The organism is Agathobaculum sp. LCP25S3_E8 (genome assembly GCF_052117165.1).
Lineage (GTDB): Bacteria > Bacillota > Clostridia > Oscillospirales > Butyricicoccaceae > Agathobaculum.
Genome location: NZ_JBQKJR010000007.1, coordinates 1 through 14,985 on the forward strand (window position 1 = coordinate 1; position 14,985 = coordinate 14,985).

14 protein-coding genes are annotated in these 14,985 nt (G+C 56.3%); all 14 read right to left on the bottom strand.

Features of this window, described 5'->3' with window-relative positions; all coding sequences use genetic code 11:
- Positions 1-149: 149 nt before the first annotated feature.
- The 14 genes from ACTQ34_RS04190 to rseP all read right to left on the bottom strand — a co-directional run bounded on the left by ACTQ34_RS04190 (position 150) and on the right by rseP (position 14,984).
- Positions 150-629, bottom strand: a complete 480-nt coding sequence (locus ACTQ34_RS04190; protein ID WP_441362650.1) for a pyridoxamine 5'-phosphate oxidase family protein — start codon at positions 627-629, stop codon at positions 150-152.
- A 76-nt stretch (positions 630-705) separates the two neighbouring features.
- Positions 706-1,029, bottom strand: coding sequence for a phosphoribosyl-ATP diphosphatase (gene hisE / locus ACTQ34_RS04195; RefSeq protein WP_441362651.1), 324 nt, complete (start codon positions 1,027-1,029; stop codon positions 706-708).
- A gap of 132 nt (positions 1,030-1,161) precedes the next feature.
- Complete coding sequence (gene hisI / locus ACTQ34_RS04200; protein ID WP_441362652.1) at positions 1,162-1,494, bottom strand: phosphoribosyl-AMP cyclohydrolase; 333 nt, start codon at positions 1,492-1,494, stop codon at positions 1,162-1,164.
- Positions 1,495-1,497: 3 nt separating this feature from the next.
- Complete coding sequence (gene hisF, locus ACTQ34_RS04205; protein WP_441362653.1) at positions 1,498-2,262, bottom strand: imidazole glycerol phosphate synthase subunit HisF; 765 nt, start codon at positions 2,260-2,262, stop codon at positions 1,498-1,500.
- Positions 2,262-2,975, bottom strand: a complete 714-nt coding sequence (gene hisA, locus ACTQ34_RS04210) for a 1-(5-phosphoribosyl)-5-[(5-phosphoribosylamino)methylideneamino]imidazole-4-carboxamide isomerase (protein WP_441362654.1) — start codon at positions 2,973-2,975, stop codon at positions 2,262-2,264. The genes hisF and hisA overlap by 1 nt, the downstream gene beginning before the upstream one ends.
- Complete coding sequence (gene hisH, locus ACTQ34_RS04215) at positions 2,972-3,589, bottom strand: imidazole glycerol phosphate synthase subunit HisH (RefSeq protein WP_441362655.1); 618 nt, start codon at positions 3,587-3,589, stop codon at positions 2,972-2,974. The genes hisA and hisH overlap by 4 nt, the downstream gene beginning before the upstream one ends.
- Entirely contained in the window at positions 3,589-4,164 is a 576-nt protein-coding gene (gene hisB, locus ACTQ34_RS04220; RefSeq protein ID WP_441362656.1) for an imidazoleglycerol-phosphate dehydratase HisB, read from the bottom strand. Before hisB ends, hisH begins: the two co-directional genes overlap by 1 nt.
- Positions 4,151-5,452 (bottom strand): histidinol dehydrogenase, encoded by a 1,302-nt coding sequence (gene hisD, locus ACTQ34_RS04225; RefSeq protein ID WP_441362657.1) that lies wholly within the window; start codon positions 5,450-5,452, stop codon positions 4,151-4,153. The genes hisB and hisD overlap by 14 nt, the downstream gene beginning before the upstream one ends.
- A gap of 1 nt (position 5,453) precedes the next feature.
- Positions 5,454-7,088 carry an ATP phosphoribosyltransferase regulatory subunit gene (hisZ, locus tag ACTQ34_RS04230; RefSeq protein WP_441362658.1) on the bottom strand — a complete coding sequence of 545 codons (1,635 nt, stop codon included), beginning with the start codon at positions 7,086-7,088 and terminating at the stop codon, positions 5,454-5,456.
- 62 nt (positions 7,089-7,150) lie between these two features.
- Positions 7,151-8,116 (bottom strand): DUF1835 domain-containing protein, encoded by a 966-nt coding sequence (locus tag ACTQ34_RS04235; RefSeq protein WP_441362659.1) that lies wholly within the window; start codon positions 8,114-8,116, stop codon positions 7,151-7,153.
- 2 nt (positions 8,117-8,118) lie between these two features.
- Positions 8,119-8,463, bottom strand: coding sequence for a DUF6054 family protein (locus ACTQ34_RS04240; protein ID WP_441362660.1), 345 nt, complete (start codon positions 8,461-8,463; stop codon positions 8,119-8,121).
- A gap of 30 nt (positions 8,464-8,493) precedes the next feature.
- Positions 8,494-12,870 (bottom strand): PolC-type DNA polymerase III, encoded by a 4,377-nt coding sequence (locus tag ACTQ34_RS04245; protein ID WP_441362661.1) that lies wholly within the window; start codon positions 12,868-12,870, stop codon positions 8,494-8,496.
- Positions 12,871-12,888: 18 nt separating this feature from the next.
- Entirely contained in the window at positions 12,889-13,947 is a 1,059-nt protein-coding gene (gene ispG / locus ACTQ34_RS04250) for a flavodoxin-dependent (E)-4-hydroxy-3-methylbut-2-enyl-diphosphate synthase (RefSeq protein ID WP_441362662.1), read from the bottom strand.
- Positions 13,944-14,984 (bottom strand): RIP metalloprotease RseP, encoded by a 1,041-nt coding sequence (gene rseP / locus ACTQ34_RS04255; RefSeq protein ID WP_441362663.1) that lies wholly within the window; start codon positions 14,982-14,984, stop codon positions 13,944-13,946. The genes ispG and rseP overlap by 4 nt, the downstream gene beginning before the upstream one ends.
- Position 14,985 lies beyond the last annotated feature (1 nt).

A 14,985-nucleotide genomic window follows, 5' to 3' on the forward strand; every position in this document is an offset into this window, starting at 1 on the left:
ATCTTCTTGAATTCTGGTGTGTAGCGTTTGTTTGGTATTCCTTTTGGCATAATAAAGCACCCCACTTGTTATCCAGTATATCATACTGTCTAACAAATGGGGTGCAGTTCACTGGCCTCCGGCGTTTCGCGTTTGCACAATATATTATATCATTTGGGCAGCTTTTGCGAACCCTCAAACGAATCCGCATGCACCCAGAACACCTCTGCCACAGACAGAGCAGCATCGGTATAGCTCCAGCCGTCGCGTCCGGTCTGATGCTTCATAATCACATCAAATCCGCACCGCTTCTCCTCGTTATTCTGCGCAAACTGCACACTGCCATAGCCCACAACCGAGGAAAACGCATAACTGTACCGACAGGCCAAATCCCCTTCGCCGGTCACGCCCATTTCAGTATCCATCTCAAAGCACACACGCGGGTCGGCACGCAATGCGTCGATTTTCTTTCCCTTGATGCCGCTGTGGAAATAGATGGTCAGTCCGCTTTCATCCCATGTATAACCAAAATTGAGCGGAATCACATACGGCGCGCCGTCCGCAATCATTGCCAAGCGACAAGTTTTGCACGCCTGTAAAACCGGCTCGATATTCTCCCGTCCTGTAATTTCTCTGTCTTTTCTGCGCATGATTCTTTCACCTCCACACAAGCATACCATGTTTCCCGGCAACAGGCAAGCAAAAGGGATTCGTTCGGTTGTACAGTCAGGTATTATGATCGGATACGTGGAACTGCTTGAGGTTGCCGATCTTCTGCGCGCGTACATCCATCTCTGCGCACACGTCCGCGAGCGTGACGCCGCATTCGTTCATCATCACCATCATGTGGTAGAACACGTCGTTGATCTCACCGACCAACTCCTCCTTGTTGCCGTTTTTTGCGGCGATGATAGTCTCCGCGCACTCCTCACCCACCTTTTTAAGGATTTTATCCAATCCTTTTTCAAACAGGTAGCAAGTATAGGAATTCTCCTGCGGCTCTGCACGGCGCTGTGCAATAACCGCCTCCATCTGTTCAAACGAATTCATGTTATTCGTCCTCCTTATCGTTTTTCTCTGCTCACTGCCGCTTGGTCACCAGCAGCACGAGTACCGCAATCAGCGCAATCACCACGACGGCGCCGACCACAAAACCCGTCACGCTTACCAAAGGGAACGCCATTACGCCTGCTCCCCTTTCTCCCACAGAGTGGTATAGAAGCAGGTACGGTTGCCCGTGTGGCAGACCGGCCCCTTGGGGGTGCCGACGTAAATCAGCGTGTCATCGTCGCAATCGGACAGAATTTTGCGCACAAAAATGAAGTTGCCCGAAGTTTCGCCCTTATTCCACAGCTTCTGTCGTGAGCGCGAGAAAAACCACGCTGTACCGGTGTCCATGGTCAGCTTGAGGGCTTCCTCGTTGGCATAGCCCAGCATGAGTACCTCGCCGTTTCGCTCATCCTGACAGATAACCGGAATCAGCGGCGCCTTCACAAAAAACTTGCTCAAATCCATGATTTATAACCTCACCGGAATGTTTTTTTCGCGCAGATGGGCCTTGACCTTGCCCACAGTCAACTCACCGTAGTGAAACAGGCTGGCGGCCAGTGCTGCATCGCAGCCTGTTTGCTCGAATACCTCGGAAAAATGATCGAGCGCACCGCAGCCGCCCGATGCAATCACCGGGATGCCGACCGCATCCACCACCGCGCGCGTCAGTTCAAGGTCAAAGCCGCTTTTCGTTCCATCCTTGTCCATCGAAGTGAGCAAGATCTCACCTGCGCCGCGCTCATACACTTCGCGCGCCCATGCGACTGCATCTATACCGGTCGGCGTGCGACCGCCTGTGACATACACCTCAAAGCCCGACGGCGTTTTTCCCGTTCGGCGACCGTCGATCGCAACGACCACACACTGGCTGCCGTATTTTTCCGCAGCAGCATCCACTAAGCCGGGATTTTTGACTGCCGCGGAGTTAACCGAAATCTTGTCCGCGCCCGCGCGCAGAATGTCGCGGAAATCATCCACCGTGCGGATGCCGCCGCCCACGGTGACTGGCACAAATACTTCACGGCAGGTCCGGCGTACCACGTCCGCAATCGTATCGCGGCCGTCGCTCGTCGCCGTAATATCAAGGAATACGATCTCGTCCGCGCCCTCCGCCGAGTAAAATTTCGCCAGCTCCACCGGATCGCCTGCATCGCGCAGGCCGACAAAGTTGACGCCCTTAACCACCCGTCCATCCTTCACATCCAGACAGGGAATGATGCGTTTGGCCAGCATTATTCGGCCTCCTTAATCGCCGCCGACAGATCCAGTTTTCCCGTGTAAACCGCCTTGCCCGCAACCGCCGCATCAATTCCCAGCCGCTTGAGCTGGCGAATATCCTCCAGCGTGGACACACCGCCCGACGCTGCGATGCGGCAGGATACGGTCGCGCGCAGTGCAGCCAGCTGGTCGAAGTTCGGCCCCGCCAGCATGCCATCCTTGTCGATGTCGGTAAAAATAATCGTCTTGACGCCGTAGGATTCCATACGCTCGGCAAACGAAATGTAGTTCTCGCCGCTGTCACCCAGCCAGCCATCCGTGCGCACGGTTTCGGACTTCGCATCGATGCCAACCGCAATCTTATCTCCATATTTTTTGACAGCTTCCGCCACAAACTGCGGGTTACGCACCGCCGCTGAGCCAATGATGACGCGCTTCACGCCCAGCGCAAGAACAGCCTCGACATCCTGCATGGAGCGAACGCCGCCACCCAGCTCAACGGTTGCGCCGGTTTCACGAATGACGCGCTCAACCACGCCATAATTGGCATGCGAACCGTCTTTGGCTGCGTCCAAATCAACCATGTGGATCATGGTTGCGCCCGCCGCCATAAACTTTCGCGCGGTCTCGACCGGGTCCTCAGCCACCTTGTGTACAGTATCATAATCGCCCTTTTTCAGACGCACACACTGTCCGTCCTTCAAATCAATCGCCGGGATAAACTTCATTTCCCCACCTCCGTCAGTTTTGCAAAGTTTTGAAGCATCAACAGTCCTACTTTTCCGCTTTTTTCCGGGTGAAACTGGCAACCGAACAGATTGCCGCGCGCCACCATTGCAGGTACCTGCGCACCGTAGTCGGTTACCGCGGCCAAATCGCTTTCCTTTGCCGGGCACGCCATGAAGCTATGCACGAAATATACATAGTCCCCGCTTGCAACGCCCTCGGTCATCGCATTCGGACGCAGCACCTCCAACGCGTTCCAGCCAATCTGCGGCAGCTTGAGTTCGGTTCGGATACGCTCGATGCGTCCGGGCAGCAACCCAAGGCCTTTACAGAGCCGCACCTCATCCGACTCCTCGAACAGCATCTGCATACCGAGACAAATGCCCAAAAACGGCTTTTCTTCCGCCGCGCGCAGCACTGCGTCGGTCAGTCCTGAAGCGTGCAGTGCGTCCATTGCGTCCGGAAATGCGCCCACGCCCGGTAATATCACGCCGGAAGCCTGCTCAATCACCGCAGGCGTGTCCGCGACTTTGTTCTCATAGCCCAGAAAATCCAGCGTATTATGTACGCTCATCAGATTTCCCGCACCGTAGTCCACAATTGCGATATAGCTCATTACAGCACTCCTTTTGCGCTCAGCACGCCGCCGCCCGTCACCGTCACCGCCTGTTTGAGCGCGCGCGCAAGCGCCTTGTACAGCGCTTCCGTGATATGGTGCGCATTATCACCGTATTCGGCCTTAAGATGCAGCGTCAGTCCTGCGTTCACAGCGAGCGCGCGCATGAATTCCACCGTCAGGCAGGTATCATATGTCCCGCACATCGACTGCGGCATAGGCGCGTCAAACACCAGATACGGACGACCTGAAATGTCCAGCGCGCAGAAGCCGAGCGCCTCGTCCATTGGCACAAACGCCTGCCCGAAACGCGCGATACCCGCTTTGTCTCCCAAGCACTGCGCGAGCGCCTGTCCGAGCACAATGCCGCAGTCCTCGACCGTATGATGTCCATCGACCTCGAGGTCGCCCTTGCAGATAAGCGTCAGGCCAAAGCCACCGTGCACGGCAAAGCTGTTCAGCATATGGTCAAAAAAGCCGATGCCGGTGTCAATCTTACGCTCGCCGCCCTCCAGAGCAAGCGAAAGTGTAATATCGGTTTCTTTGGTTTTGCGCGTGATTTCAGCCTTTCTCATTCTCGTCCTCCTCCGAAAAACGCACTGCAATGGAGTTCGCATGCGCGTCCAGATGTTCGCTCTGCGCCAGCACGATGATATCCTGTGCATAACCCGCAAGTGCGTCGCGCGTATACTCAATCACGCTGGTTTTCTTCAAAAACGTATCGGTCGAAAGCGGCGAGAAAAACCGCGCCGTCCCCGAGGTCGGCAGCACATGGCAGGGGCCTGCCATATAGTCGCCAAGCGGCTCGGGCGCGTACTGACCGAGGAAAATTGCGCCTGCATTGTGCAGATATGGCAACCATTCACGCGGATTTGCCGTCACGACCTCCAGATGCTCGGGCGCGACGACATCCGCCATTTTGCAGGCATCCTTCAAATCATCAAACACAATTGCGCAGCCGTAATTTTGTACGCTTTCCTTGATGATGTCATAACGCGGCAGCAGCTTTGCCTGCCGCTCCATCTCGCACGAAATCGCCTGCGCCTGTGCCATCGAATCGGTCAGCAGCACGGCGGAAGCGAGCTTATCGTGTTCAGCCTGACTCAAAAGATCGGCCGCGACCCAAGTGGGATTGGCCGTATGGTCGGCAATCACCAGCACCTCACTCGGCCCCGCAATCATGTCGATATCCACCGTGCCGAAAGCCAGCTTTTTCGCCGCCGCAACAAAGGCATTGCCCGGGCCGACAATCTTATCCACCTGCGGGATAAAGCCAGCGCCGTAGGTCAGTGCGGCAATTGCCTGCACGCCGCCAATCGCGATAACGGTATCCACGCCCGCGATTTTCGCCGCTGCCAGCACTTCATTCGAAAGGTTTTCGGTCGGCGGAGTCACCATAATCAACTCACCCACGCCCGCGACCTTAGCAGGCACTGCGTTCATCAATACGCTCGACGGATAAGCCGCCGTGCCGCCCGGCACATACAGGCCGACGCGCGCAAGTCCGCGCACGGTCTGACCAAGGGTTTCTCCCGCACTGCGTTTCCATTCCCACGACTTGGCGAGCATTTGCTCATGATAATCTCGGATATTGGCCGCTGCCTTCTCAAGCGCGGTAATCAGCGCGGGCGAACAGGCAGCATAAGCCGCATCGAGCTGCTCCGGCGTGATAATGTACGGCTCGCGCTTATCGAATTTCTTCGCGTATTCACAAACCGCGTCCCAGCCGCGCGCCTGTACATCGTCCATAATAGTGCGAACAGTCTGCTCGATATCCCCCCGCGCACCAGCCGCGCGCGCCTTCATCTCGCGGATAACGGTCTGCTCGGCCTGCCCGTCCGCGAGCACGGTTTTTAAAAACATATTATCCCTCCAAACCGCTTTCCAGATCGGAAATCACCTGCTGGATGGCGGCTTTTTTCATCTTTGCACTCGCCAGATTGACGATAACGCGCGCTGAGATGGGCGCGACATCCTCAATGACCTCAAGGCCGTTCTCCTTGAGCGTCGTTCCGGTCTCGACGATATCGACGATTGCATCAGCCAGCTCCAGCAGCGGTGCAAGCTCCACCGAACCTTCGATTTTAATGGTTTCCACGTCCATATTCTTCTTGTTGAAGAAGGCCTTGGTCACCGCCGGATACTTGGTTGCAATGATTGGCGTTTTGTAGCCGCCATACACGTCCTTGCCCTTTTTGGTCGCCAGTGCAAATCGGCACTTGCCGAAACCAAGGTCGACCATCTCGTAGAAGCTGCCGCCCTTTTCCATGATTGTATCCTTACCGACTACACCCATGTCGCATACGCCATGTTCGACATAGGTGATAACGTCTGCCGCCTTGGCCAACACAATCTCTACGCCTGCGTCCGGCAGAGCGAAAATCAGCTTGCGTGAGCCGGCTTCCAGCTCGGAGATATCATAGCCCGCCGCTTTGAGCAGCGAAAGCGTTTTCTTTTCCAGCCGCCCCTTGGTCAGTGCGATGCGTACGGTATCGCGACGGGTCGCTGCCTCCGGGCGTGCCGCTCCTTGCAAGCTCTCCGCGACGCTCTCCACGTCGATACCAAAGCCGCCCGCGGGCAGATCCTTGCCGAATTTGGCGCACAGCGCATTGTATCGTCCGCCCGACAGAATGGCCGCGCCCGCGCCGCCGATATAGCCGCGGAACATCACACCGGTATAATAATCCATCTCATGCACCAGACCGAGGTCGATCATGATGCGACTGCCATAGCCAGCTGCATCCAGAGCCTTGTACAGCCGACGCAGGTAGGAAACCGCGCCGAGCACACGCACATTGCCGGTCAGGGCCTCAACCTGGTCAAGCACCTCGATGCCGCCGAACAACTGCGGCATTGCGCCCAGCGCCTTGGCCGCGGGCCGCTCACCGTAAGGCGCAAGCGCATCCCCCAGTGCTGCAAAGGACTTGTTTTCAATCAACCGGCGAATGCTCTCCGCCGTCTGCTCATCCACGCCCAGTTCTTCGATAAGTGCTTTGTAAATCTCCGCGTGGCCCAGCTCGATACGGAAACTGTCCGCACCCGTGCCGGTCAGCGCACCAAAGGCTGCCGACAGAATATCCTTGTCGGCTTCCAGACCATCCGCTCCGATAAACTCCGCACCGACCTGCAGAAACTCCCCCTTGTGCCCGTGTCCGCCGACGACCGAGCGAAACACTTTCTGACTGTAATACAGCCGTACGGGCAGCGCCGCGTCATCCAGCCGAGTTGCCGCAATGCGGGCAATCGGTGTAGTGTTATCCGGCCGCGCCACGCAGATACGCCCCGATCGGTCAATAATCTTGAGCATATTCTCCTGATCCAGCTCCGGGTTTGCCTGTGCAAACACATCGAAATACTCGACCGCAGGCGTAATCACTTCACTGTATCCACAGCCCTCCAGCGCGGTACGAATCGCGCGCTCGGTCTGCCGCAGTGCGCGGCAGGAAGCAAACAGCAAATCGCGTGTCCCTTCGGGAGTGGAAATACGAAAACGGTTCATAACCGCAAAACCCCTTTATTACTTTATCGCGCTAAAATAATACCATACCTGTATGTCATCTGTCAACCCCTGATTTTGCGGATGGTCATATCGCGGTATGTCGCGCCGTCCTGTACAATCTCCAGCCGTCCCGCCGCACCCAGCGCGCGGATGCGGGAAAAAATCAGCATATCGCTGACCCAGTTGCCTGTCTCGGCGAGCTTGGCCAGCGCTTTGCCAACCGTCATGGCGGCACGGCTTTCTTCCTCCGGCGCACAGGACAAAATGATTTCATCATAATAATCTTCGGATACCGACTGCACCTTGCCGTTCACAATCGTGCGAAGCGGCGTGTTTTCCTCCCGCATGCGTGTCCATTCGGTCAGCAGCGCGGCCTGCTCGGTCTCAGTCAGCTGACGGCGGCGCTTGTAGAAGTAGGGCAGAATTTCAGGCTCGGCTTCCCCCACCGTTGAATAATAAACCATGCCTGCACGCGGCGATGCCTTTTGCCTCGCCTCCCGGCTGCGCCGGTCTATCCGCGCCGCATATCGTCGGCGCATGAACTGCGGCATCAGACGAAATACAGCGTTCATCAATCGACTGTCAGTAACAATCCCACACGCGCCTGCATTCCGGTCAATCGGCGTCGCTTTGGAAAATTCCTGTACCGGCATCCAGTCCACCTCGACCACCCACACCGGAATATGCTTTCCGTACAAGCGGCTGACCACATACCGCAGACCACATTGCTCCAAAGCGTTGCCGGCCGCATACCAGATAACCGCCTCATCCACCTCGTCCAGCTGCTCGAGCACCTTCCAGTGCTGCGCCTGATACTCGGCCTGCCACTTGCCATCCAGTTCGGGGTCGCCGCACCACGGCGTGAGGATATCCGCGCGTGCCGCGCGGTCGGTCACGTCACGAATATCGCCCTGTGAATAGTCATCCGAAAGCGCAAGAATCTGCTCCACATTCAAAGAGGGTTCCATGGCTTTACGCGCCATTGCGAGGCAGCCCTTCGCACTGTCTCCGAAGCAAATCCAGTACACGGTCATGCACCTCCGCCGTAACTTTCGGCCAGTTCGATGACCTTGTCCAGAAAACTCTCCTCACCCATGGTGTTGATTTTCCAGAATACTGCCTGACTGCCGCCTGAGGTGATGGCAGACAAAAACAGACGGTTCCCGCTGCCCGTGAGCGTTAGATTGAGGCTCACGCGATTGCTGCCTGTCCAGCTGTACCGCTCAAACACGCGCACCGCCACACGTACACCATCCGCTGCCCAATCGCTGCCATCCTCATAAGAAGCGGATGCACTGCCGTTCATGATACCGTCAAATAAGTAATCGAGAACTGCATCAAAGTCACCGGTGAGATGTTTTTCATACTTGGCCATGGTGGTATCCTCCTTTTATTGTCCGCAGTTTTATGCAAACAGAGAAATCTGGGTAGTCTTGGGCATCGAGCCGAGTGCGCCAATCTGATCAAGCAGCTCGACAACCGCCTTGGACGCCTTGGGGCAGCGTACGGTCAACTCTTCCGCCGAGAGGAATTTGCCGTTTTTGCGCTCCTCCACAATGTTCTGCGCCGCCTGTTCACCAATGCCGGGCATCGAGGTGAACGGTGGAATCAGCCCGTTTTCGGTTACCAAAAAAGTGGTCGCATCTGATGCGTAAATATCCATCGGCTCAAAAATGAAGCCGCGGCGGTAAAACTCGTGACAAACCTCGAGCGTAGTGGACATTTCCTTTTCTGCTGCGGTGATGGTCTTTTCCTTTTCCTTGACCGCCAGCTCGCGCAGCTTGTCCTGCACAACTTTGTCCCCCTTAATCATGCACGAGGCATCGAAGCCCTTGGCACGCACCGAAAAGTACGCCGAATAGAACGCAAGCGGTCGGTGCACCTTAAACCACGCGATGCGGAACGCCATCATCACATAGGCCACCGCGTGCGCTTTGGGGAACATGTACTTGATTTTTTTACAAGAGTCAATGTACCAGTCCGGCACGTTCTGTTCGCGCATCGCGCCTTCCATTTCCTCGGTCAAGCCTTTCCCCTTACGAACCGATTCCATCGTCTTAAACGACAGCTTGGGCTGCACGCCCTGCAAAATCAGATAGTTCATGATATCGTCGCGGCAGCAGATACAGCCGGACAGTGGGATGCCCTTACGAACCAATTCCGCCGCGTTGCCCAGCCATACGTCCGTGCCGTGCGACAGACCGGAAATCGAAACCAGCTCGGCAAAGGTCGAGGGATGCGTCTCCTTGACCATGCCGCGCACAAACTTGGTGCCGAACTCCGGCACCGCCAGACAGCCGAGGTCGCCCAGAATCGGGTCGGTGTCCGGGTTTTCGCCCGTGTACTTGAGCGCCTTGCAAGAATGGAACAGGCTCATCGTGTCCGGGTCATCAAGCGGAATCTCCTGCGCATTGACGCCGGTCAGGTTCTCCAGATGTTTAATCATGGTCGGATCATCGTGTCCCAGCTCGTCGAGCTTCAAAAGGTTCGCGTCGATGGAGTGATATTCAAAATGGGTGGTGATAATGTCCGAATCCGGATCGTCTGCCGGATGCTGCACCGGACAGACATCGTAAATCTCGATTTCCTTGGGTACCACAACCACACCGCCAGGATGCTGGCCTGAAGTGCGTCGCACGCCCGTGCAGCCTGCCGCAAGACGGTTTTCCTCCGCGCGCGAGCACTCGATACCGCGCTCGTCCATGTACTTTTTGACGTAGCCGTAAGCGGTTTTTTCCGCAACCGTACCAATTGTACCCGCGCGGAATACATGGTCATGCCCGAAAATCTCACCCGTGTAATAATGGATGCGCGACTGATATTCACCTGCAAAGTTCAGGTCGATATCGGGGACTTTATCGCCTTCAAACCCCAGAAACGTCTCAAATGGAATATTAAAACCCTGTTTGGTCAACGGCTTGCCGCAATTCGGGCAGATTTTGTCCGGCAGGTCGACACCACAGGAGTATTCCTCATGCCACTCAACGTATTTATCGTCCGGGCACAGATAGTGCGGCGCGAGTGAATTTACCTCAGTGATGTCCGACATAAATGCCGCCAGAGACGAGCCGACCGAACCACGTGAGCCAACGAGATAACCGTCTGCAAGCGATTTCGTCACCAGCTTTTGCGCGATGATGTACATGACCGCATAGCCGTTGCCGATGATGGAATTCAGCTCACGGTCGAGCCGCGCCTGCACCATTTCGGGCAGCGGGTCGCCGTAAATACGCTTGGCCTTTTCATAACACATGTTGCGCAAGTCGTCCTCGCAGCCGTCGATATGCGGCGGGTAGTTTTCGCGCGGCACAGGACGGATGACATCACACAGGTCCGCAATCATATTCGTGTTCTTGACTACAACCTCATACGCGCGGTCCTCACCGAGATAGGAAAACTCCTTGAGCATCTCATCTGTGGATTTGAAATACAGCGGCGCCTGATTGTCCGCGTCACCGAAGCCCTGTCCCGCCATCAGGATGCGGCGAAACGCCTCATCCTCAGGCTCGAGGAAATGCACGTCACCGGTCGCGCAGCAGGGTTTGCCCAGCTCGTCGGCCAGCCGCAGGATATCCCGGTTCCAGTCGCGCAGCTGCTCGTCATCCTTTGCCATGCCTTTGGCAATCATAAACTGGTTGTTGCCGATTGGCTGGATTTCCAGATAATCATAGAAAGATGCGAGCCGCTTGAGCTCGTCCCATTCCGCGCCATTCGTCAGCGCGCGGAATACCTCGCCCGCCTCGCACGCCGAGCCGAAAATCAGCCCTTCACGATGGCGAATCAGCTCACTGCGCGGCATAATCGGGCGCTTATTGTAGTATTCCAGAAAACTCTTGGAAATGAGCTGATATAGGTTGCGCAGTCCCGCCTGATTTTTCACCAGAATGATAAAGTGATAACGCGGCAGGTTTTTCAGCTTGTTTTTACGGTCGGTTGTTGCGGCGAGAACCGGGTTGATGTCCGCTGTGGTCACCGCATGCAGCTCGTCTTTGAGCCGCGCGAGCAGCTTTACAAAAATGCGCCCCAGCACGGCCGCATCCTCACTTGCGCGGTGATGCTCAAACGGACCGACTGCCAGCTCCTTCGCCAGAATATTGAGCTTAAACTTATGCAGATGCGGCAGCATCAGACGGCTCATTTCCAGCGTGTCGATGGCGGTGAAGTCCCGCTCGATGGCGAGCCGCTTGCAGGCCGTGCGCAAAAAGCCCATATCAAAGCCCGCGTTATGCGCGACGAGCGGATATTTTCCCTCGCCCGCCCATGCAAGGAATTTCGGCACAGCCTCGGCAAGTTCGGGCGCGTCTGCAACCGTCTCGTCCGAAATACCGGTCAGCTTAGTGATTTCCTCGGGAATGGGCTTATGCGGGTTGACATAGGTCTGAAAGCTGTCCTGAATCGCGCCGTCCACGATACGTACCGCCGCAATCTCGGTGATTTCCTCGCTCGCGGGATTCAGCCCCGTGGTTTCCAAGTCAAAAACAATGAATGTACCGGTCAGCGGTTCGGCCGACTTGCCACGCACCACCGAAAGCGTGTCCTCATCGTTGATGTAATACGCCTCGATGCCGTAGATAATCTTCATATCCCCGATGATGCTTTTCTGTTTGCCCTCCTGTGCGTGCAGCGCTTCGGGAAACGCCTGCGCCACGCCGTGGTCGGTAATCGCCATCGCGCGGTGGCCCCACTGTGCCGCGCGGCACAACAGCGCCGCAGTCGAGGTCATGCCGTCCATCGCGCTCATGTTGGTGTGCAGATGCAGCTCGACGCGCTTCATGCCTTCGGCCTTGTCCTGCCGCACCGGCTTTTTTGCCTTGACGATGCCGGTCGGCTCCAAAACCATCTCTTTCGCGTAGGAATCGTAGACCATCTTGCCCTGCACCGTGCAGTACAGGCCATTTTTAATCTTGGATGCCGTATCGCCCGCTTTGTCCGCAGCGAGGAACTTGGACACGCGCACGGAATTGGTGCGGTCGGTCATATCAAAGGCAATTTTGACATAGTCCTTGCCGGTCTTTTTGCTGTGGATATCCTTGTTGTCGGTAAAGAATACCTCGCCCTGAATGGTAACCATATCGTACGCCGCAATCGCTTCGTTGACCGAAATAATGGGGTCCTGCATCAGCTTGCCGAAAATCAAATCATCCTCGCGCACCTTTTCCGCGCGCGGACGCTGATAACCGGCATGCTCCTGCCGCGGTGCCGGACGCGGCTTTTTGGGTTTTGGCTCGGCAGGAGCCTCTGCCGCCGCCTGCTCGATTGCTTTCTGCAAAATTTCCTCGCGCTGCGGCGCGTCGGAGGCCGGCACAAAATCACAGACTTCCGCCCGCACGGCATGCACCGGACAGGGTGCGCCCAGTTCGCGCAGGATACGTGCTTCCAAATGGCGCAGCGCGTTTGCAAAGTGCCGTTCGCTGACCTCATCCATCGGGATTTGCAGCACGCCGTCCGTATACTGCCACTTGCCGCAATCAAGCAAACCGCGCGCAGACGGCATGCGGAACGCCATATCCTCATAAAGCGAACGGATATATGCATCTGTCAAGCCGTTCGGCATAGTATAACGCGGCTCAATACACACGCGGCTAAGGCCGTACTGCTTTGCAATCTGCTTTTCCGCCTTGGCAAGCGTCTTTCGGCTGACAACCTGCTTCAGATCCAGCTCGACCACCATCACCGTGTTATTATCTCCAAACGCGAGAGAACGCACCTCGCCTGAGGCGAGATGCTGTTCTTCCGTCAACAATTTACAGTTTTGAAATAAATCTATCAGTTTACCAGCCAATTTGACCGTTCCTCCGAATTATGCTTCAAAATGCTCGATCATGCTCATCAGCTCGTCCACCAACTGATCCTGCGGCACCTTTTTGATGATTTCTCCTTTGCGGAAAATCAGACCGACGCCGTCGCCGCCTGCGATGCCGAGATCCGCCTCACGCGCCTCGCCCGGACCGTTGACCGCACAGCCCATCACCGCGACCTTGAGCTTTTTGCCGTGGATATTCATACAGCGCTGCTCGACCTCTTTGGCAATATCGATAAGGTCAATACGGGTGCGTCCGCAGGTCGGACAGGAAACAACGTTGATGCCGTCCTCGGCACAGCCGACCGCCTTCAAAATCGCCTTTGCCGCATAGATTTCCTTAACTGGATCGTCGGTCAGCGATACGCGGATGGTATCGCCTACGCCGAGCGCGAGCAGACCGCCGATACCTGCCGCGGATTTAATGGTACCCATGTACTCGGTGCCCGCCTCGGTCACACCGAGATGCAGCGGATAATTTGTCTTTTCGTGCGCCAGCAGATACGCCTGCATGGTATACGGCACGGAAGACGACTTAATCGAAATACAAATATCATCAAACCCGCAGTCGTTTAACAGACCGACATGATACAGCGCGGATTCTACCATCGCTTCGGGCGTGGGGCCGCCGAATTTCTCTAAAATATGCTTTTCCACCGAACCCGAATTGACGCCGATGCGAATCGGAATCTTTCGTTCCTTTGCCGCCTGCACGACCGCATGCACGCGATCCGCCCCACCAATATTGCCGGGATTAAGACGGATTTTATCCACGCCCGCCTCGATGGACGCAAGCGCAAGCCGATAATCAAAATGGATATCCGCTACCACTGGAATCGGCGAACCCGCACAGATTTCTTTGAGTGCTTCCGCCGCCTGCGCGTCCGGCACGGCGCAGCGCACAATATCACAGCCCGCTTCCGTCAGCGCGCGAATCTGCCCCAGCGTAGCTTTCGCGTCGCGCGTATCCGTATTGGTCATGGACTGCACCGCGATCGGCGCGCCGCCGCCGATGGGTACGTCCCGCACCATAATCTGTTTGGTCTGTTTCATGTTCATGAACCTCCCGCAACAATGCGCAAAATATCCTGTCCTGTCACATACACCATCAGCGCCAGCAGCAGCACCAGCCCCGCCGCATGGATATATCCTTCATATTTGGGCGGCACCGGCTTGCGGCGCACCGCCTCTATAATAAGAAACAACAGCCGTCCGCCGTCCAGCGCGGGCAGCGGCAGCAAATTCATCACACCCAAGTTGATGGAAATAAACGCAACCAGCTGGAAAAAGGAAATCATGCTGTATTTCGCTGTGTCCGCCATCACCTCGGCAACGCCGACCGGCCCGGAAAGCTGGTCTACGCCGACCTGTCCGCTCACCAACATGCCGAGACTCGCCCAAACCATACGCGCATAGCTGACAGAAGTGCGCACCGCCATGCTCAAATGCAGGCCGATGCTGTCCGGCTGCTCGGCAAAGGTCAAGCCAATCATCTTTTGTCCGTTTCCTGCATCGATGGTCGCCTCCAGCTTGACTGCGGGAAGCGTAATTTTCTCTCCGTTTCGCCGCACGACAATCTCGTAGGTCGTATCCTCGCCGCGTGCAAGCGCGACCTCAAAATCACTGCGCAACAGGATTTTATAGCCGTCCACCTTGAGGATTTCATCTCCTGCCATCAAACCTCCCTCTGCCGCAGCCGTGCTGGCCGGATCGACCGACGCGAGCGTGGAGATGATATAGCCGCCATCCGGTCCGTTTGGCCGCATGACCGCCAGCACAATCAGGAAACCGACAAGGAAGTTCATCAGTGCTCCTGCGGCCACGATAAGCATGCGCCGCGGCAGACTTGCCTTGCCGAATGCATGCTCGTTTTCGCTCTCGCTGTCCTCGCCTTCCATCACGCACGCGCCACCAAACGGCAGCACCTTAAGACAATACAGCGTGCCATGATACTGCTTTTTCAGCAGCGTCGGCCCCATACCGATCCAGAATTCATTGACCTGTACCCCGCCGCGCTTGGCCGTAATAAAATGTCCAAACTCATGCACAATAACCAGCATGCCAAACGCCAGAATCGCAAGTATGATTTGCAGCAAA